The following is a 19,947-nucleotide window of genomic DNA, read 5'->3' on the forward strand; positions in this document are numbered from 1 at the left end:
GAGTCTATGACGCGAGTGTATCCGATGTGAGTGCTGGTTGTGAGACTCACGCCTCTGCTACTCCGCGCCTTGGGGCGTCAATGGCAGGTTAGAGGCGACCGAGGCGATGATGACGATGAAGAACAGGCAGCTCAACAAGATGGCCGCACCAACGACGATCCATGCCCAGACCATCCACAGCCGCTGCACCACGAAAAAGTGGTCTACGTCTCGGAACGCACGAGCCCGCCAAGCCCAGCGGTTGCCCGACGCCCCGAACCAAATGGCCGCTACCAACGCTGCCAAGCCGAGGAGTTGGGCGATGTTGGCTGGAACTGCATAGGGGGCCATTAGCCGTTCTACGTCCTCGGGAGCCATCTCCGTGCCGACAGTCACCTGGTGCTTGACGATCGGCGGGATGACTTGCACCGTGATAACGCCGTAGACCACCAACGACACGATGTGTGCGAGGAAGATGGCGATGCCGGCGACGTACAGCCGGTGGCTGATTGCCCACAGCCCGGTCAGCCAGAATGCGCCCCAGTTCCACTTCCGGATCGCCAGGGGCTCCCCGTCGGCCAACTCGGCGCTCGCAGCGGACTCCATGATCGGCGGAGGCGGTGGCTCCGCCTCGTTGCCGGCCGACGATGGTACGTCCTCTACTGCGCTCCCACGGTACGTCGCGTCTTCGGAAGGCGGTGACTCCATGCGCAAGTCCCCTAGCAGTTCCCGAAGTTGCGGCAGTTCCGGGTTCAGCGCCGACGCCTGCTCGGCGGCTTCCAACGCTTCACTCATGAGACCCATGCCGCGGAGTTGCGAAGCCAGGTTGAAGTGGTGACGGGCCTCGTTCGGCTCGAGGAGCACGGCACGCTCGAACGCAGCGCGGCTCTCCTCGGCCCTCCCCAGCCGACTCAGGGCCGCGCCTCGGATGGCATGACACGCTGCGCTCTCAGGATGTTCCTGGATGACCTGGTCAATGATCGCGAGCGCCTCTCCATGGGCGCCGCTGTCGATCAACCTCTTAGCACGAGTCTGTAGCTCTCGGAGTCGGGTCGAGTCCTCCATTCTAACAAACTCATTTCGCTTTCCGGCGGTGACTCCCTGCGTCGCAAGTGCTTGCAGGAATCTCTGCGCTCGACGCGAACCAGGAGCAGGCTCGGCCGCGACGGTCAGCCGACTACCGGAGGGTTGAAAGAATGAAGAACGCATGGGGAGTTTGGATGGTTGCCCTGGCACTTGGTGTCTTCGCTGCGGGCTGTGGGGGCCCTGAGGAAAAGTCAAGCGACGGGGATACCATCAAGGTGGGTCTGTTCACCAGCTTGACGGGCGACAGCGCCAACTGGGGGCAGGCAACCAAGGAGGCGGTGACGCTAGCGATCGACGAAGCGAACGCGGCAGGCGGCGTCTTGGGGAAGAAGCTGGAGCTGCTCATCGAGGACGACATGAGCACACCGGAGCGCTCGAAGACCGTCTCGGAGAAGCTGGTCAACGAGTTCGGTGTGGTGGCGCTCTTGGGTGAGGTCGCTTCCGGCAATACCAAGATGGGCGCCGAAGTGGCGCAGAAGGCCGGGATCCCGCTCATCAGCTCGGCGTCTACGCGCGTGGACTTGGCCGAAATCGGCCCATCTTTCAACCGTGTGTGTTACACCGACGATTTCCAAGGCGCAGCGTGCGCGCGCTTCGCTCTGGATCGCGGATGGAAAAACATCGCGCTGCTGATCGATCGCAAGAACCCCTATGCCGAAGGGCTGGCCGACAGCTTCCGCGCGTATGCCAAGCGAAAAGGCGCGAACATCGTGATCGAGCAGTACTACCAGCGGGGCGACGCCGAGTTCCAGTCGCAGCTCGTGAAGATCAAGACCGCCAATCCGCAGGTGGTGTTTCTCCCCGGATACCACACCGAGGTGGTGGCTATCATTCGCCAGGCAAGGTCCATCGGGCTGGACGTGCCCTTCCTGGGAGGGGACGGCTGGGACAATCCGGAGCTGTTCCAGAATGCGGGAAAGGCCATCGTGGGTTGCTTCTTCTCCGACCACTTCACGCCGGACGATCCGAGACCCGAGGCGCAGGCTTTCGTGAAGGCGTACCAGGCAAAATACGGTAGGCGTCCCGAGGCTATCGCGGCACTAGGATACGACTCTGCACTCGTGCTGATTGATGCCATCAAGCGCGCGGGCACGACGGAGCCAGAGGCGTTGAAGAAGGCGATCCGCGACACGGAGGGCTTCCGGGGCGCGACGGGCGTGATCTCGATTGACGACAAAGGCAACGCGCGCAAGCCCATCGTGATGATTGAAATCCAACCGGACGGCGCGTTCAAGGCGATCCAGAGCGTGGAGTGGTTCGATCCTACCGAATAGTCCGCACGGCGTGGCGCTCCTAGGCAGGTGGACGTCGGATAGGGTGTGGACGGGACATGCCTCCCCCGCTTGCGAGGGAGGCTCATCTCGGATAGCCCGGGCACCACTACCGCAAGCGGCGGAGGCATCGATTGCAAGTCGCTTGGCACGGGAAAGGTATGCTGAGCGAACGGCTTCATGGATGAACTGATCCAACAGATCATCGTCGGATTGCAGGCGGGGGCGGTCTATGCACTGATCGCCCTCGGCTACACAATGGTTTATGGAGTGCTCCGGCTCATCAACTTCGCGCACGGCGAGGTGTACATGGTCGGGGCGTTCACCGCACTCTTCATCTCTCGCTGGCTACAAGCTCCTGCCGAGCCGGCCGTATGGAAGTTGGTGGTGATGCTGCTGGGAGCGATGGCCGTGTGCATGCTGCTCGGCATGTCGATCGAGTACTTCGCCTATCGCCCGCTCCGAAAGCAGCCGCGCATCGCCTCTCTCATTACTGCCATCGGCGTCTCGCTCTTTTTGCAGAACGTCGCCATTCTCGTCTTCCCGATCAACCCACCACCTGCCATCTCACCCGACGTGATGCCCTTCCCGCCCTCCTTTTCCGTCGGCGCCGTGCGTGTGGACATCGGCAAGATGACCATCCTAGCCATGTCGGTGCTGCTCATGTTCATCCTGCGTTGGCTGGTGATGGGCACCAAGATGGGGCGTGGCATGCGCGCTGCGTCGCACGACTTCGACGCAGCGGCTCTGATGGGCGTGAATGTTAACAAGGTGGTGACGTTCACCTTCGCCGTGGGCTCTGCGCTAGCTGGTGCTGCGGCCATGCTTAACGCCACCTTCCTGGGCACGACCCTCAACAACGTGTACGGCCTGATGCCCGGCGTCAAAGCGTTCGTGGCGGCGGTGCTGGGCGGCATCGGCAACATCCCCGGCGCCGCCCTCGGAGGCATGCTCATGGGGCTCGCCGAGACCGGCGTCTCGGCGATCGGTTTCTCCAACTACCGTGACGCCGTGGCGTTTGTCATCCTCATCGTGGTGCTGCTACTGCGTCCTGGTGGACTGCTCGGCAGCGCGAAGGCGGAGAAGGTCTGATGGGGCGCTACTGGACCGCCCGCATCTTGAGCATCATCGCGGTGCTGGTGCTGGTGTGGATTATCGGTAACTACGTAGACAACTACATGCTGAAGGGGGCTGCGGCAAGTTGGCGCCGTGTCATCTACCTCTGCAGCTTCTACAGCATCCTTGCGGTCAGCCTGAACCTCATCAACGGCATCACGGGGCAGTTTTCCATCGGTCACGCCGCCTTCTACCAAGTGGGCGCTTACTCTGCTGCCTACATGTCCTCACGCGTTCTCACGGAATCGGGGTTGCCGGGACCGCTCTTGCTGCTGCTCGTCACGTGCATCGGTGCGGTGTTCGCCGGGCTCGCTGGCTGGGCGGTAGGGTTGCCATCGCTGCGGCTCAAGGGCGACTACTTGGCCATAGCCACACTCGGATTCGGCGAGATCGTGCGCATCATCGTGCTGAACCAGAAGTGGCTGGGCGGGTCCTATGGCATGACGGGCATTCCTGGGTTGACGCAGCTCTCTTATGTCCTCTTGCTCGTCGTCATCACGGTTGCGGTATCACGGAACCTGTGCAAGACCGGGCATGGTTTGGCCTTCCTAGCCATCCGCGAGGACGAGGTGGCGGCCGACGCAATGGGCGTAAACACCACCCGCTTCAAAGTGTGGGCATTCGTGATCGGAGCTGCGCTGGCGGGCGCTGCCGGATCGGTCTACGGACACTACGAGGAGTTCTTGTCGCCAGACTCGTTCAAGATGGACGTATCCTTTATTGTGCTTACCATGGTAGTCGTCGGGGGCTCCGGGAGCATCACGGGTTCGCTCATCGCAGCAGTCACGCTCATCGCCCTGCAGGAACGGCTCGCTTATATCTCGCCGATTCCTGCCGGCCAGCTGTACGGGGTGGCGGTGTTTATGCTGGTTGGGGCGCTCATCACCAGCGGGGGGTGCCGTCGACTACGGCCTGGACGAGCGGCTACATTCGCCGCGTGGGGCGGGACCGTGGTGGCAGCTGTGATCCTAGGAGTGGTAGCCGGGAAGCTCCTAAGCGACGTGTCGATCCTGGCCCCAGCGCTGACCAAAATGTATCGGCCGTCCGACCTACGAATGGTGCTCTTCGCGCTCAGCCTCATCATTATCATGCTGGCACGGCCACAGGGCTTGCTGGGGCGCTCCGAGTTCTCGCTCGCAGCTCTGGGCAGGATGCTGGGCCTGGGCAAATCCACCTCGGAGGCGCGCAGTTGACCAACGGCCCGCTGTTGAGGCTTGACCAGGCTACCATCCGCTTTGGCGGCCTGGTGGCTGTGGATAGGCTGGACTTGCACGTTCACGACGGGCAACTCTTCGGCATGATCGGGCCCAACGGCGCCGGCAAGACGACCGCCTTCAACATGATTACGGGCGTGTACGAACCGACCGCAGGCTCCATTAGCTTCCAGGGCAAGTCGCTCGTGGGACTACGACCGTTTCAGGTTGCCGCGCGTGGCATCGCCCGCACGTTCCAGAATATCCGACTCTTTGGCTCGATGACCGCCCTCGAGAATGTCGTAGTGGGCTGCTTCCTGCGACATCGCTCCTCGTTGGCCTCTGCAATCGGACTACTCCCCTCGGCGTTGCTCGAAACTCAGCGTTTCCGGAGCGAGGCCATGGAAATGTTGGACCTGATGGGACTCGCCGACTGCGCTTCGGCCCGAGCAGCAGACCTCCCGTATGGAGTGCAGCGGCGTCTCGAGATTGCCCGCGCACTGGCTACCCGATCAAAGTTGCTCCTGCTCGATGAGCCCGCCGCAGGCATGAACCCCCGCGAGAGCGAGGAGCTGATGCAGATGATCCGGCGCCTGCGCGATGAGTTCAGGCAAACCATCCTACTTATCGAGCACGACATGCGCGTGGTGATGGGAGTGTGCGAACGCATCGTGGTACTGGACCATGGCGCCAAGATCGCAGAGGGTACTCCAGAAGACATCCGGCGGGACCCCCGGGTGATCGAGGCGTACCTCGGTGAGGCCAACTGATGCTGCTCGCGCTTCTGCTGGCACTCACAGCGGGGGCAGATGACCTCCGGGTTCCCATGCACTCGTCCGAGCAACTCACCATCACTGAGGTAGTCTGCCCCGCACGGGCAGAGGCTAACCGAATGGTCGAGATTCGGGTGCTCCTGAAGGGCTCGTACACCAACCCTTTCCACCGTGCGCAGGTCGAGGTGACCGCCGAGATCTCGGGACCGAGGGAAACCAAGTGGCTGGTCCCGGCCTTCTTCTACCAGGACTTCTCTCGCTCGGTAATAGGGGGAAGGGAGACGCTGAAACGAGAGGGCGACCCCGAGTGGCGGGTGCGCTTTCGGCCTACGCGCGCGGGCCGATGGAGCGTGAAGATCGCGGCGGTGGACCTGAAATCGCGAACCGAATCCAAGTCGTACCGCGTCGAAGTCGCCTCCTCGCAACGCAAAGGGACCATTCAGCCGAGCAAGTCTTCCCCCGGCTACCTGGAATACGAAGGCGGTGAGCCGTTCTTCGCCGTCGGGCTGAACCTAGGTTGGCCCGGAGACCGGGGCCTGGACGACTACGAGGAGTGGTTCAAGAAGCTCTCGGAAAACGGGGGCAACTTGGTGCGAGTCTGGAGCTTCCCAGGATGGGCAGGCCTAGAGTGGAGCGACCAGCAAGACGGCACCTGGCGCAGAGGTACGTACTACGGACTCGGTAAGTACAGCCTGGATAACGCTTGGCTCTTGGATGGGTTGCTCGCAGCGGCCGAGAGGCACGGTATTCGTGTGCTACTCTGCTTGGGCACCTACGGCGAGCTGAAGCAGGATAAGGGCTTCTGGAACGAGCAGCTATGGCAGGTGAACCCCTACAACGCAGCTCTGGGCGGCCCATGCAAGGACCCGAAGGAGTTCTTCACTGACCTGAAAGCGCGTTCATTCTATCGCCGTCGTCTAGAGTACACCGTGGCTCGGTATGCTGCATACCCTTCGCTTTTCGGCTGGGAGCTGTGGAACGAGGTTCACGCACCCGACTACTGGGTCCACGAGATGTCGCGAGAGTTATTGGCACAGGATCCTTACAACCACCTTGTAACCACAAGCTACGGATCCGAGGCAGTGTGGAAACTCGGCGGGATCGGGCTGCTCACGAACCACCTCTACGGCGATGGCACCCGAACCGATCTGGCCGATCGGATCGAGATGCTGGGCCGAGAGAATGCGCAGTTCGGAAAACCACACTTGCTAACGGAGTTGGGCATCGACTTCAAAAAGCCGGACCGGGAGTTCGATGCTCAGGGGCTTGCTGTCAATTTGCGAACGGGCCTTTGGCAGGCGGCGGCCTCCGGCTTCGCGGGCGGTGCCCTGAATTGGTGGTGGGACAACTACGTTGCGCCCGCCAATCTCTGGGGCGTATTCAAGCCTTTCGCCGACGCAGTGCGGCAGGTGCCATGGACGAAGTCCCCCATGCGACCCATCACCTTCGAGAAGACGCCCGACGGAGTGGTGTGCACGGGGGTCGTGAGCGACCATGGAGGCTTCGTGTGGTTGCGGTCCGAGACCTATACATGGCGCGACTGGAAAGGGGAGGATGCCACGCATCCCCCGACGTCGCTGGAGCTACGTGGAGCCAAGGACGGTGAATGGAAGGTGATCTGGTGGGACACGCACAGGGGTGAGGAACTGGCATCGCAGCAGGTGGTAGCACGTAGCGGAGCGATCCGACTGCGCACCGAACCGTTCACCTCAGACTTGTCAATTTTGCTTACCAGGGTGCGCTGAGAGGGAATGGTAGAATGGCGCGGTTATGGGGGGTGCAAGCCTCTACCGAAAGCGGCGGAGGCGTTACGTTTCTAAGGAGGTTGACATGGCAGTAGGCATCGAAGCCTTGAAACCGCGAGGGGGCGAGTTCGCACTTCATGGCATCCCAATCACCGACATCTTCATCCCGGAGGAGTTCTCCGCCGACGAGCGGCTGATGGCAGAGACCGCGGAGAAGTTCTGTCGGGGCGAGGTGCTGCCCGTGCAGGACCGACTCGACGCTCAAGAGGACGGTCTGATGCTACAGCTCTTCCGCAAGGCGGCGGAGCTGGGCTTGGCGGGTCCGGATGCTCCGGAGGAGTATGGGGGACTCGGCTTGAGCAAGCGCGTGGGAGCCCGAATCCAAGAGATGGTATCTCTCAACGGCTCCTTTGCCGTCACCATCGGGGTGCAGTCCGGCATCGCGCAACTTCCCATCGCCCTCTTCGGCACGCCCGAGCAAAAGGCCAAGTACCTGCCGAAGCTCAACTCCGGAGAATGGATGGGCGCCTATGCGTTGAGCGAGCCGAACTATGGCTGCGACGCACTCAACTCGGCGAGCCGCGCGGTTCCCTCGGCTGACGGCAAGCACTACGTCCTGAATGGCACCAAGATGTGGATCACCAACGCGAAGTGGGCCGACGTGTTCATCGTATTCGCCCAGCTCGAGGGTTCCAAGCTGACGGCGTTCATCGTGGAGCGCAGCTTCCCCGGCGTGGGAGTGGAGAGGGAAGAACATAAGCTCGGGATGAAGGGCTCTTCCACCGCGCGCGTGACCCTGGATGATGCGCTGGTACCCGTAGAGAACCTGCTGTACAAGCCTGGCAAAGGGCACGTGGTCGCCCTGAACGCGCTGAACATCGGCCGGTTCAAGCTGGGTGCAATGGCGTTGGGGCCGGCACGGGAGTCACTTCGCCTCGCCACCGTCTATTCCAAGGAACGCAAGCAGTTCGGAAAGCCGATCTGCGAGTTCGGGCTGATCAGAAGAAAGCTCGCTAGGATGGTGACCGAGTACTTCGCCGGCGAGAGCATCCTATATCGCACAGGCGACCTGCTCGATCGAGCGCTGGCCACCGTGGACCCCTCTAGCCTCACTCTGGCCGATGACAATGCCCGCGCCGTCCATGAGTTCGCCGCAGAGTGCTCGCTCGTCAAGCTCGCGTGCTCCGAGGCGCAGGCTTACATCTGTGACGAGGCAATCCAGATCCACGGCGGCTACGGCTTCACCGAAGAGTACGACGTGGCGCGCCACTGGCGTGATGCTCGAGTAAGCCGGATCTATGAAGGCTCGAACGAGATGAACCGGTTGTTCGCCTACGCGCGCATGATGAAGGGGCTGGCCGAGACGGACGAGGAGAAGCGGTCCTTGCTGGTCGAGGCGCTGGACAGACAACTCGAGGAGCCTGCGCCTGCAGACCCCGCCGCACGCAGCACGGGAGCTATCCGAACGATGCTGCTCCACTGCGCTATCCACTGCCTGTCCAATCCCGAGCGCGCTTCGCACCAGTTGGTTCTGGCGGATATGACCGACCTGATGGGCAAGCTGTACGCGGCGGACACGGTGGTGGCGCGAGCGGAAAAGCTCCGAGAGGACGCCGCAATCGGTCGGGTGGCGCAAGCCGCAGCAAGCTACTACGCTCACCAGGCGTATGCAGAGGCGATACGGCTGTCGAGGGACGTGCTGCTCGCCGTGGGCAGCGACCCGGCGAAGCTAGAGGCATGCGTTTCGCAAGAGCGCATCGAAGTGGCACCGCTGGTCGAGACCATCGCACAGAAAACACTGGAATCGGACGGTTACCCGTTCGGCTAAGAGGGAAACATGGCACGAAAAGTAACGATCATTCCGGGGGACGGCACGGGGCCGGAGCTGTGCGCAGCCACTCGCCACGTGCTGGAGCACTCGGGTGCCAGCATCGAGTGGGAAGAGGCGATCGCAGGCGAGTCCGCCTTGGCGACTCACGGGACGCTGTTGCCGGAGCAGACGCTGGAGTCCATCCGGCGGAACGGGGTGGCGCTGAAGGGACCCATCACGACGCCAATCGGCACCGGCTTCCGAAGTGTCAATGTGGCGCTGCGACACGAACTCAACCTGTATGCCTGTGTACGGCCATGCAAGAGCTACAAGGGCGTCCGCAGTCGCTATGACAACGTGGACCTGGTGGTCGTACGGGAGAATACCGAGGACCTGTATGCGGGTGTCGAATGGCCCAAGGGAAGTGACGAGGCCAACCGCGTGATCGAGATGTCGGGAGGGAAGATCGCAGCCGGTTCGGCCATCTCTATCAAGCCGATCTCCGAAGAGGGGTCTCGAAGGATCGTTCGCTACGCCTTCGAGTATGCCGTGAAAAACGGGCGGCGCAAAGTTACGGCGGTGTGCAAGGCCAATATCATGAAGTACACCGACGGGCTGTTCTATGAGGTCGCACGTGAGGTGGCGAAGGCCTACGAAGGGCAAGTGGCGTACACGGAGACCCTCGTGGACGCAATGTGCATGCAGCTCGTAATGCGGCCCGAAGAGTCCGACGTGTTGGTAATGCCGAACCTGTACGGCGACATCCTGAGTGACCTATGTGCCGGTCTCGTTGGGGGCCTAGGCGTCGCGCCGGGTGCCAACGTAGGCGACAAGGGTGCGTTGTTCGAGGCGACGCACGGCTCGGCACCCAAGTACACCGGGCAAAACAAGGTCAACCCGACCGCGATGATCCTGAGCGGCGTCCTGATGCTTCGGCATATCGGCGAGACCGAGGCTGCCGACCGTGTGGAGCGTGCGGTTGCCGAGGTCATCGAAGAGGGGAAGTACGTTACCTACGACTTCAAGCCGACCCGCGATGACCCTACCGCCGTGGGGACATGGGAAATGGCGGACGCCATCGTTCGCCGCATGCAGGGCATTTAGCACGGGTCCTGGCTTCTCTTCAGATGCTCCAGTCGCTCCTCCGTTGTACCGCCAATCAGGCTCGTCCACTCGGCTCAGCCCTCCACCGGTCGAGGTGGCGGGCCTTTCGCACAGCCCGACGGCTGCCCAGGGCCAATTCGAATTGCCTGACCGCACCGGCGAATCCGCGGTAATCGGTCGAGAACACTTGACGCAAGGGCCCGAATGCGATATGATAAGGGTACTGCTTTGGCGGAAGCCACATGGCCTCCGCGGTGTGTCCAGGTTGTGCCCCTGCTATATTGGATGGTAAGTACTGAGGCAGGAATGCATCAGGCTTCGAGGCAAGACCTCTCGCTTCGTAGCACTCGCCGGCCTGGGCCGCGCAGTCTCGATCACGAAAAGGGAGGATTACATGAAGCTTCGGGCCTTCGCCCTATTTGCCTTGGTGACTCTGGCCGGGCTATGCCGGGCAGCCCCCAACACTATCATGGACCAGATCGGTCCGGATAGCTCGTACACTCCCGGTTGGATATACTCTTCCCAGGAGACCGTTGGATCGCCTCTCAACGAGGTAGTCACGGCCGACGACTTCACCACCACGGCGTCCGGCTATATTCTGACGCAAGTTCAGGCGGTGATCGGCTTCCACAATGATGCCGGTCCCGCGGCCGGTCCCGACGACGTGTACGCTTATCGGCTGGAGATCTACTCGAGCCCCGACGCAGCTGGCAACAGCCTAGCCGGCGACGTTGCCCACTACCTCTTCGGGCCCGAGCAGCTCCAGGTGACACCGTGGGCGACGGACTACGCTAACCAGCACCTGGTGACGATCACCGGACTCAACCTTGTTCTTGCGCCGAACCAGACTTACTGGGTCGGTCTCATCCCAGTGATGCCGCTGCAGGGTCTTGGTTGGTCCGGTATCGGAGCCTCGACCTATCAGGGTACGCCGTCGAACGGCTTCTCGTTCCAGGCTAACCCAAACGGCGGCTTTGGAAACGGACCGTGGTGGTCGCTCCAGGCGAACTTCGCGTATCGAGTCGAGGCGGTTCCGGAGCCGAGTACGGTAGCCCTCTTGGGACTCGGCGCGCTCGCTCTGGTTCGAAGACGGCGGAAGTAGACTCAGCCCTCCACCGGCCATCTCTCCGGCCGGGGTGTCTTGAAAGGGGCGGCTCTCGAGCCGCCCCTTTCCTCTTGACCCGCTCGAAGTCTCCAGGCCAAGTTGCGCGTCCGCGCCCCCGGACTGGGAGATCGGCACGGAACTTGCTTGTCGGCTGGATGATTGCTCTGGCGGGCGCACGGGCGCGCGCTTACATGGTCTGAGCCGCGATAGTCTGCGCCGGCTTGAGTCAGAAAGGGAGTCCAATATGACGACACGAATCCTCGCCATCTCTGCCCTGGCAGTAGGCGCTGCCGTTGCCCGGGCGGAAACGATCATGGACCAAATCGGTCCGGACAACTCGTACACCCCTGGCTGGATCTATGCTTCTCAGGAGACCGTGGGTTCGCCCCTTTACGAGGTAGTAGCGGCGGACGACTTCGTGACCACCGACACCGGTTACATCCTCAGCCGAGTCGAGGCCGTTATCGGGTTCTTCAACGAGACCGGACCAGCGGCCGGGCCCGAGGATGTCTATGCCTATCGGCTCGAGGTCTACTCCAGCCAAACGGCGGCCGGTAGCAACCTCGCTGGTGATGTCGGGCACTACCTCTTCGGTCCTGAGCAACTGCTCGTGACCCCGTGGGCTACTGATTACGCGAACCAGCACCTGGTGACAATCACCGGGCTGAACCTGGAGCTCCTCCCGAACCAGAGGTACTGGATCGGCCTCATCCCCGTGATGCCGCTGCAGGGGCTCGGATGGTCCGGCATCGGTGCCTCCACGTACCCCGGCCATCTTGCCGATGCCTCATCGCTGCAGGCGAACCCGAACGGCGGATTCGGCAACGGCCCATCGTGGGGAGCCCCGGCTAACCTGGCGTACCGCATCAACGCGGTTCCTGAGCCGGGCACGCTAGCTGTGCTCGGGATCGGCCTGGCAGTGCTCGCTCGGCGACGCCGGCGCTAGAGTCTGAGCGGAGCGCGGGGTCCGTTGTTATCGCGCTCCAGCGGCCAGATGTCGCCCGGCAAAAAGCCCGAACATCGACTTCGCCACGCGCGAATACGCTCTCTGACAAGAACATAGTTAGAGTCTGCAAGCACTGGGCAGCCTAGGTTACGCGATATACCCAGTAAATATACTGTAATGCAATTCGACGCTCTTGACGGAACGAAAGAACTGCTGTATGATAGCGGCACTGCTATTTTGAGCGCAGTCGCGCTTTTGTGTTGTGATCGGGTCGCGCTCCTCCTGTATTCTGGTGCCAATCGGAAAAGGAGTGCACTTTAATGAAGATCCGAACTCTCACTATCTTCGCCATGGTAGCTGCAGCTACGCTCGGGCGAGCTGTCGTGATCATGGACCAGATCGGTGCAAACAACACCTACCAGTCTGGAAACATCCATGCATCGCAGGACTTCGAGGCTGCGTTCGACGTCTATGACATCGTGACGATCGACGACTTCACCACGACGGCATCCGCCTTCAAAGTGACGAACGTGGACGCCGTGATCGGTTTCTGGAACGGCGCGACGGGTCCCGCACCGATCACGGGCTATCGCCTGAACTTCTACACGAGTCCTGCAGCCGCTGGTGCGAGCCTCGTCGGCGATGCGGGCAGCGTGTTCCTGCTTCCAAGCCAGGTCACGGTGACCGCGTGGAACTTGGCTAACAACTACATGCACCTGGTTCAGATCGCGAACCTCAGCATCGTCCTGAATCCCAACCAGACCTATTGGGTCGGCCTCATCCCGGTGATGAACTTCTCCGGCGCTGGGCAGGTTGGCATTGCCGAAACCACCGGCTTCGCTGGGACTTTCCCGATGAACAGCAACAACGTCCAGGCCAACCCCGCTGGCGGATTCGGCATGGGGCCCTACTGGGCGGTCAACACGAACTCGGCCTACCGCATCAACGCGGTTCCTGAGCCGGGCACGCTGGCGGTCCTCGGGCTGGGCCTGCTGGCTCTAGTTCGACGCCGACGCTAGTCACCACCTAGGTGCGGGACCCACTTGCGGGTCCGATGTAACAACGGGGCAGTCCCAACGTCTCGGGACTGCCCCGTCTGCTTTGCCATACCGAGGCCCCAGATATCCATGCTCCGGTCCGCGTCCGCCGCCCGACACCACCCTATCGGCGCGCTTGGCGCAAAGACCGCGCCTGGGCATGACTCGGCTCCACTCTCACCTGTACAGACCCCGATCGATCAGGGCAGCCCACGACACGAGCGACAGGAGACAGCTCGCCCTACGGAGAACGGATGCGCCACGACTGCTCGATTTCGCGCAAGCCGGAGGTGCGCCAATGTTGTTGCTGGCTATCACCTTATTTGCCGTCCAGACCGATGCACCGGTTGCGGTCCTGCCCTGGTTCACGGAGGCGGATATCCCGGGTGCTGTTAGGTTGGCAGTACCCGCCGAGCCGTTACCCTCGGCATCCGGCACTGCAGGCAAGGGTGTGAACCTCGTGCGAGAGATGGCCATCGAAGACCCACTCTTGTCACCTGACCAAGGATTGATCAGTTTTTGGGTGCGCCCGAACTGGAACGGCGACGACGGCAAACGCCACGTGTTGCTGCGACTAGGAGACCCGGATAGCAACGGCATTTTGGTGGAGAAGGCCGAGACCGGCATGCTGCGATACGTGATGGCTTCTCCCGCTGTCGTGACTGTCGGACGAACGGATGTTAGCCACTGGCGGAAGGGCGAGTGGCACCAAATTGCCATCGGCTGGTATCGCAATGAGGAAGGGAAGCCTCTCGGCCTGCCACTCTGGGTGGACAAGGTGGCGATGGACGGGCGTATAGCGGGCTATAACACGTTCTTCGACCTAGACACCATGACCGACCGGCGCGTCGTCATCGGCGATCGCGACTCGGACGCGGCGATGGATGAGTTGATCTTTCGCGGCAAGCTCTACGATAAGCACCCGCCGGACCAGATCGAGACCATCTATCGCGACTGGTTTCGCACCGCGCCGTTTACGGCGATCAGCGTGGACCACGAACCGTGCTGTGTACCCGCCGACAAGAGGGTGATTGCAGGCTACCAGAAGCAGTTCGGGCTGAAGGTGAGACTGCCGAGCGGATTCGAGCGCATCACCGACTTCGCGGTGCGCTATGGGCAGTGGTCCGAGTTCGATGCGAAGCCGTTCATTCGCTGGGGAGTGAATAAGCCCGAGATCGCCACGGTGGACGAGAACGGATTGGTGACAGGACACAAAGCCGGGCGGTGCCGGCTGACCGCGGAGTTCCGCTGGATGCGCGCGACCTATGACATCGAAGTGATACCCGCAGAGCAGCCCGACCTATGCGTGCTGTGGGTGGAACTGCTCCCGCGGTATCCCTGGGACGAGGCGAAGGACCGGCCCGCTCCGGGCGAGCGCGTCGAGACTGTCGTGCACATAGCCAACTTCGGTTTCGCCCGCTCGGCCCCCGAGGTGTTCGTGCGATTCGAATTGCTGCCCGACACGAACCGCAACTTCCGCCTGGACAAAGGCGAGCGCGCGACGGAGGTTGCGCTCAAGACCATAAGGTCCCTGGAACCACGCGAGCAGACGACCGTCCGCTTCTCCTGGAAGTGGCGCGAAGAGCCGACGTGGGTGCGAGTGACGGTGGACCCCACCAGCGCATCACCCGACCTCTGCCTACCTAACAACACGCGTTGCGACCTCAACGTCGCGAGACCCCTCCGGATGGCGTTCCCGCCTAAGGCGAGGGAGGACACCTATGCGGAGAAGAAGATCAACCTAGTCGGATCGTTCAGCTACTACGACTGGGTGCATGCAGAGGTGCAACGGCTGCAGGTGATGATGCGCGAGGCAGTCTATCCGACCACCAGTCCCGATGGCATTCGCGATGCGGTGCGAATCGACAACTTCTACGATCTTCAGCTCGGCGAATGGGAGAAGGAGCCGTGGGTGCTCGACGAGCGGTACTACGACGGCGGCTTCCCAATCAACGAGCCTGTGAATCTGATGGCCATCGACTCTGCTATCATCCACGAGTTCGGCCATACGTGCCTTGCGCTACCCGACCTCTACGGCTATCCGGTGAGGGTGTGGAATGTGCTGCTAAGTGACGAGAATGGCAAACAGTATGGTGGCGGACCCCTGCTGCCGGTGGTAGGTGCGGACGGAGTCACTACTTTCTCGACAGCCAACAACGTGCCCTGCGCCGTCGGGTACACCCCGCTAATGGACTTCTGCCACCTGTGGTTTCATCCCGCACATGCGGGGCAGGTGCAGTACTTCGCTGGCTTCCGTGGCAGCCGTTTTTGGGGAACGCAGGGTCGCATGATTCCGTGGAGGGAGCACTTCCTACAGATCTACGACTACGAGGACAGACCCCTGGCGGGCGCAGCGGTCTACGTGTACCACGTGACCCAGACCGATGCGCAGGACGCCACCACGAAGTTCTTTGCCGACCGGCCGAAGTTCGTGGGAAACACCGACAAGGATGGCAGGTACCTCTTCCCGGAGAGTACTGATGAATCTTGGGACGACCCGGATACCGATCTCGTGGAGGACGCATGGACGGTATGGAACCCCTTCGGACGCGCGAAGACTACCACCGGCGCACCACCCGACACCGCATTCACACCCAACGTGTGGACGGTGGAAGGGCTGCTCTTGATCAAAGTAGTGTGTGGCGAGCAGGTGGAGTTCGCTTGGTTGCCGCTGACCGAGCTGAACGAGGCGTTCTTCCGCGGTGAGCGCATCCGTGGCGTGTATCCCATTCGTACCAGCCTTCGGCCAGTGAGTGGTACCACTCCCATCGTCCGTCAGGCGATCCCCGAAGCCATTCGCGAAGTCAACAGGCGGCCGATTGCGGTGGTACCTTCCGAGATCACGGTGCGGTGCGGAGAGGCGTTCGAGATAGACGCTTCTCAGAGCAGCGACCCCGAGGGACAGTCGCTGTACTACCGTTGGGTGCGTTCGGGAGGGAACGTCGCGCCCGTGTTCGGGATAGAGGCGAAGCTGTCGGGCACGGCCCCGAATGAACCAGGCGAGGCTGAGTACAAGCTGTTAGTGATTGACGGCCTGCGCGTGAGCGAGCCTGCCGTCGTCAAGCTGAAGTTCGTGAAGGGTGACTAGTCCTCGCGCGGGCGGAAGTCGAGGCTCGCCGAGTTGATGCAGTAGCGCAATCCGGTCGGCTCTGGGCCGTCGTCGAACAGGTGCCCCAAGTGTCCGCCGCAGCGCGCACACGTTGCTTCGATGCGGTGCATGCCGAAGCTGCGGTCCTCGTGTAGTGCGATACGCTCACGGTCCACCGCGTCCCAGAAGCTGGGCCACCCTGAGCCGGAGTCGTACTTCTCTTCGGAGCGGAATAGCTCGATTCCGCAGCCGCCACACACGTAGATGCCCTTGTCTTTCTGGTTCCAGTAGGCACCCGTGAAGGCGGGCTCGGTTCCCTTGCGCCTCAGTATTTTGTATCGCTCGGGCCCCAGCTGCTCGAGCCACTCTTGCTCGGACTTGCGTTCGTACTCGAGCTCCGCCATGATGCAAACACCCCCCCAGCATCAGAACGCGCTCGGCACCCAGATTGTTGCGATCACCGCCCGACTACGGCACTCAGACCTACGTCAATGAATTGCCCACCCCCCGTCTGTCGGCAGGTTACGGCGAGCAGGTTCCGCCCCTCGCGCAGAGCTGCCGCTGCTTCGGGCGCGAGCTTTACGCGACGATAGGCGGTGAGAAAGCCCGCGCCCTCGAAGACTTTCACGCCGTTCAGGAAGACGATGCAGTCTTCGTCGTGATGAACGTGTAGGTACACGGCCTCTGGCATCGGGCCGGAGTGCTCGAACGTGCGCCTCAGCCAGATGCCGGCTCCGTCCCATACGGTGCCGATGACTGCTCCGGGCGTGCCTCGCGTACCGAAGCCGGAGCGCCCCTCGGACCATTCTGCGTCATCGAACCTGACCTCTGACCAGCCATCGGCTGGTTTGGCCGTGGTGTACCTCCACACCGCCCCTCCCTCTGGCGCAGAAGGCGAGAGAATGCGAAAACGGTCTACATAGCGGTTGGTAGCCACCGACTGATCTGAGACAGCGGGCGCGATGGGGTCTCGAAACACCAGGTGGAGAGATGGGTCCATCGGATAGCGGCCCATCTTGGCTCCGTACACTGCCACACCGCCTGCAACCGCTTCGGGTACGTGAAGCTCTATCTCGATCTTCCCGCTCTCGCGCGCCAATCGTCTGATCTCTGTCAGTTTGCGCGCATCGGCTCGCGCTGCCATGAGATAGCCGTAGGACCCGCGCTCCACCCCCGCCCTGTGCGACAACACACCCCGTGCATCGGCGGGGTCGTCCGGTAACTGCCACGTTGTGAGATGCACGCCGTTGATTCGGACTTCCACCTTGCTAGGGTACTTCGTGCCGTCGGTCTGCGGGTAGTCCTGAGGGTTGACGCGCTCGGGCCAATCCACCTTCTCGCGCCCTGCCTTGGAGGCTACCTCGCACACGAAGCGCAGGGACTCCAGCTTCTCGATTGGCAGGCCCTTCGGGACAGCGATCTCATAGCGTAGTGTGCCCGCTCCGAGACCGTAGTGCTTGTCGGCGATGGGTGGATCGGGAGAGTCGCTTCGCGAGAACTCGCTTTGCGCCCAGTCCTCGGGCCTGAAACGAAGGGTGACACTATGGCCTCCCTCGGACTGTATTCGCGGAAGTGATGCGGGATCACCCACGAGCCACTGTGTGTAGTTCCGGTGCAAGGAAACGCCGTCCGATGTCACCAGTTTGGTCGCCAGCGTCAGGATGCCGCTTCGGTACGGAGCGCCGAAACGAATGTCGTCCTGCGGCGTGAGCGATCCTTGCACTCCACCAGTTACTGCCTGAACACCCTTTGCTACCGATGACGAGGCGCCTTCGCTGTCCAGAACGGTCGCCTCCCACTCTATGGTCGCCCCCACTAGTGAGCGATGCGAGAAGTGGCTCAAAGCGACGGGCACGCTTACGTTCTCACCAGGTGCGACGTCCTTGATGGCGGGCACGTCCAGCACCACGAAGTCGTTTGCGAATAGATCGCGCACTCGCATCCCGGGGCACCACGCCTCGAATCCCGTCTCCTTCGGCGAGCGGTCATAGTTGTACACGCCGTTGTGCTCCCACTCGATGTCCGTCAACTCGGTGTAAGTTAGCCCGCACATTCGGTCGTGCCCGCGCATCGCATTCGTGACCGCCAGAGTGCCCCACGTCCAGTCCCCGTCGCCATCACCTGCAGACACGTAGCCGTACTCGTTGTTGATGAACGGCTCTCCCCGTTGCTTGCGGTCGGCGATATAGTTCCAACCGCTTCCAGCACGGATCTCCCGGTCGTTGACATTCTGATAGTGCCGACGAAAGCCGTCTACGTCACGTCCGTACCAGTGGTACGAGTTGAGGTCGGTGACCAGGTGCGACCAGCCTGTGTTGTCTTGAATCAGCCGAGTGGGGTCGAGTTCCTTTGCGAGGTGGAACATCCTTTCAACCCAATCAACCCGGTGCTCGCGAGTCTGCCGTGTTAGGTTCCAGATGCCCCACTCCTCGTTGAACACCGTCCAGCCGTAGATTGAGGGGTGATTGTAGTCGCGTTCGATCTGCTCTCTCATGCCCTGCTCGAAGCGTCGTCGCGCAGCCTCTGTTACCTCGTAGAAGCATGGTATGTCGGCCTGGATGAGAATCCCTAACTTGTCTGCCCAATAGAGCCGCCTCGGCTCTTCCGCCTTGATATGGATTCGCAGCATGTTGAAGCCGGCTGCTTTTGCCAGCTCGATGTCCCGACGCATGAATGTATCGCTGGGTGCGGTGTAGATACCCTCTGGGTTGAAGGACTGGTCCAGCGCCCCGTTAGTGAATACGGGCTTACCGTTCAGAAGAATCTGCGAGTAGTCCTTGCCGGGCGCCCGTTCCCACGCGATGGTGCGTACGCCGAAGTAGGTGTGGACGACGTCCAGATCCTTGCCGTCTGCATCGCGCAGGCGAATCCTCACTGCGTACAGGTTAGGCTGCTCGGGGGTCCAGAGGCGTGGCGAGGGCACTCGCAGCTCACCGGTCGCACTGCCATCTTTGGCCGGCATCGTTACTGGAGCAAAGGCTTTGTCTTTCGATTCGACTACCACACTCGTAACACGCGAGGCATCGCCACCGAATCGCATGTCGAGTTGCATAACGCCTGTCGGGGCGTGCTTGTCGTCCGCCAGGGGGGTCATTCTCAGCGTGCTTAGCCAGGCCGGACCCGTCGTCTCCAACCACACCGGCTGCCAGATACCGCTGGTAGACGTATACCAACTCGGAATCTGCTTACCGATCGGTGTGCTCGTGTCGGTGACGTCGTAGACCCTGACAACCAGTCTGTTGAGATGGCCCGAACGCAAATAGTCCGTGACGTCGAAGCGGAACTCCGAGTAACCACCTTCATGTGTGCCGACCAGCTTTCCATTAACCCACACCGTGGCATGCCAGTCCACCGCGCCAAAGCAGAGGTGCGCGCGTCTACCTTCCCAGCTCTTGGGCAGTGTGAACTCGCGACGGTACCACGCCACTCCGTCGTAGTCCGGCCGCTCGATGCCGCTCAGTTTGCTCTCCCAGGGAAACGGCACCAGGATGGTGCGATCGTACGGCCCACCGTTCGGTTCATACCACCGCTCGCTCAGCCCTTCGTCCTTCGGATCGAAACAAAACTGCCATGTGCCATTGAGTGTCTGCCACTGGGTCCGACCGAAGTCCGGACGTGGGTGCTCGGCTCTCGGGATGGCGAGGTCGCCACTCACTGATAGCGAGAGAATGATCGCCATTATCACACCATTCCT

13 protein-coding genes and 1 pseudogene are annotated in these 19,947 nt (G+C 61.8%); 11 read left to right on the top strand and 3 right to left on the bottom strand.

Going from position 1 to position 19,947, the window contains the following annotated elements; genetic code table 11:
- Positions 1 to 57 precede the first annotated feature (57 nt).
- Positions 58 to 1,044 carry a tetratricopeptide repeat protein gene (locus tag HRF45_06680; protein ID MEP0766211.1) on the bottom strand — a complete coding sequence of 329 codons (987 nt, stop codon included), beginning with the start codon at positions 1,042 to 1,044 and terminating at the stop codon, positions 58 to 60.
- A gap of 131 nt (positions 1,045 to 1,175) precedes the next feature.
- On the opposite strand from HRF45_06680, the gene HRF45_06685 reads away from it, so the two are divergent.
- The 11 genes and pseudogenes from HRF45_06685 (at position 1,176) to HRF45_06735 (ending at position 16,253) form a co-directional block, all read left to right on the top strand.
- Complete coding sequence (locus tag HRF45_06685; GenBank protein MEP0766212.1) at positions 1,176 to 2,339, top strand: ABC transporter substrate-binding protein; 1,164 nt, start codon at positions 1,176 to 1,178, stop codon at positions 2,337 to 2,339.
- 177 nt (positions 2,340 to 2,516) lie between these two features.
- A complete protein-coding gene (locus HRF45_06690) occupies positions 2,517 to 3,428 on the top strand; it encodes a branched-chain amino acid ABC transporter permease (GenBank protein ID MEP0766213.1) in 912 nt (303 codons plus the stop codon).
- Entirely contained in the window at positions 3,428 to 4,645 is a 1,218-nt protein-coding gene (locus HRF45_06695; GenBank protein ID MEP0766214.1) for a branched-chain amino acid ABC transporter permease, read from the top strand. Before HRF45_06690 ends, HRF45_06695 begins: the two co-directional genes overlap by 1 nt.
- A complete protein-coding gene (locus HRF45_06700) occupies positions 4,642 to 5,415 on the top strand; it encodes an ABC transporter ATP-binding protein (protein ID MEP0766215.1) in 774 nt (257 codons plus the stop codon). Before HRF45_06695 ends, HRF45_06700 begins: the two co-directional genes overlap by 4 nt.
- Positions 5,415 to 7,163 (top strand): DUF5060 domain-containing protein, encoded by a 1,749-nt coding sequence (locus HRF45_06705; protein MEP0766216.1) that lies wholly within the window; start codon positions 5,415 to 5,417, stop codon positions 7,161 to 7,163. The genes HRF45_06700 and HRF45_06705 overlap by 1 nt, the downstream gene beginning before the upstream one ends.
- A gap of 85 nt (positions 7,164 to 7,248) precedes the next feature.
- On the top strand, positions 7,249 to 8,991 hold the full coding sequence (locus HRF45_06710) for an acyl-CoA dehydrogenase family protein (protein ID MEP0766217.1): 1,743 nt from the start codon (positions 7,249 to 7,251) through the stop codon (positions 8,989 to 8,991).
- 9 nt (positions 8,992 to 9,000) lie between these two features.
- Positions 9,001 to 10,077, top strand: a complete 1,077-nt coding sequence (locus HRF45_06715) for an isocitrate/isopropylmalate dehydrogenase family protein (GenBank protein MEP0766218.1) — start codon at positions 9,001 to 9,003, stop codon at positions 10,075 to 10,077.
- Between the two features lie 874 nt (positions 10,078 to 10,951).
- Positions 10,952 to 11,179, top strand: coding sequence for a PEP-CTERM sorting domain-containing protein (locus HRF45_06720; protein MEP0766219.1), 228 nt, complete (start codon positions 10,952 to 10,954; stop codon positions 11,177 to 11,179).
- Positions 11,180 to 12,050: 871 nt separating this feature from the next.
- Positions 12,051 to 12,128 (top strand): annotated as a pseudogene (locus HRF45_06725) (PEP-CTERM sorting domain-containing protein).
- Positions 12,129 to 12,448: 320 nt separating this feature from the next.
- Positions 12,449 to 13,147 carry a PEP-CTERM sorting domain-containing protein gene (locus HRF45_06730; protein MEP0766220.1) on the top strand — a complete coding sequence of 233 codons (699 nt, stop codon included), beginning with the start codon at positions 12,449 to 12,451 and terminating at the stop codon, positions 13,145 to 13,147.
- A gap of 316 nt (positions 13,148 to 13,463) precedes the next feature.
- Positions 13,464 to 16,253, top strand: coding sequence for a hypothetical protein (locus tag HRF45_06735; protein ID MEP0766221.1), 2,790 nt, complete (start codon positions 13,464 to 13,466; stop codon positions 16,251 to 16,253).
- Here HRF45_06735 and msrB read toward each other — a convergent pair.
- Positions 16,250 to 16,657 (bottom strand): peptide-methionine (R)-S-oxide reductase MsrB, encoded by a 408-nt coding sequence (msrB, locus tag HRF45_06740; protein MEP0766222.1) that lies wholly within the window; start codon positions 16,655 to 16,657, stop codon positions 16,250 to 16,252. The two genes, HRF45_06735 and msrB, sit on opposite strands and share 4 nt — an antisense overlap.
- A gap of 53 nt (positions 16,658 to 16,710) precedes the next feature.
- The gene (locus HRF45_06745; protein ID MEP0766223.1) at positions 16,711 to 19,938 is read right to left on the bottom strand and encodes a hypothetical protein; all 3,228 of its coding nucleotides are present in this window, start codon (positions 19,936 to 19,938) and stop codon (positions 16,711 to 16,713) included.
- Between the last annotated feature and the right edge of the window lie 9 nt (positions 19,939 to 19,947).

This window comes from Fimbriimonadia bacterium, assembly GCA_039961735.1.
Lineage (GTDB): Bacteria > Armatimonadota > Fimbriimonadia > Fimbriimonadales > JABRVX01 > JABRVX01.

Bases quoted from the DNA above. Each gene is read 5' to 3' on its own strand.
- HRF45_06680 (MEP0766211.1), bottom strand. From the start codon at position 1,044: ATGGAGGACTCGACCCGACTCCGAGAGCTACAGACTCGTGCTAAGAGG.
- HRF45_06685 (MEP0766212.1), top strand. From the start codon at position 1,176: ATGAAGAACGCATGGGGAGTTTGGATGGTTGCCCTGGCACTTGGTGTC.
- HRF45_06690 (MEP0766213.1), top strand. From the start codon at position 2,517: ATGGATGAACTGATCCAACAGATCATCGTCGGATTGCAGGCGGGGGCG.
- HRF45_06695 (MEP0766214.1), top strand. From the start codon at position 3,428: ATGGGGCGCTACTGGACCGCCCGCATCTTGAGCATCATCGCGGTGCTG.
- HRF45_06705 (MEP0766216.1), top strand. From the start codon at position 5,415: ATGCTGCTCGCGCTTCTGCTGGCACTCACAGCGGGGGCAGATGACCTC.
- HRF45_06710 (MEP0766217.1), top strand. From the start codon at position 7,249: ATGGCAGTAGGCATCGAAGCCTTGAAACCGCGAGGGGGCGAGTTCGCA.
- HRF45_06715 (MEP0766218.1), top strand. From the start codon at position 9,001: ATGGCACGAAAAGTAACGATCATTCCGGGGGACGGCACGGGGCCGGAG.
- HRF45_06720 (MEP0766219.1), top strand. From the start codon at position 10,952: ATGCCGCTGCAGGGTCTTGGTTGGTCCGGTATCGGAGCCTCGACCTAT.
- HRF45_06730 (MEP0766220.1), top strand. From the start codon at position 12,449: ATGAAGATCCGAACTCTCACTATCTTCGCCATGGTAGCTGCAGCTACG.
- HRF45_06735 (MEP0766221.1), top strand. From the start codon at position 13,464: ATGTTGTTGCTGGCTATCACCTTATTTGCCGTCCAGACCGATGCACCG.
- msrB (MEP0766222.1), bottom strand. From the start codon at position 16,657: ATGGCGGAGCTCGAGTACGAACGCAAGTCCGAGCAAGAGTGGCTCGAG.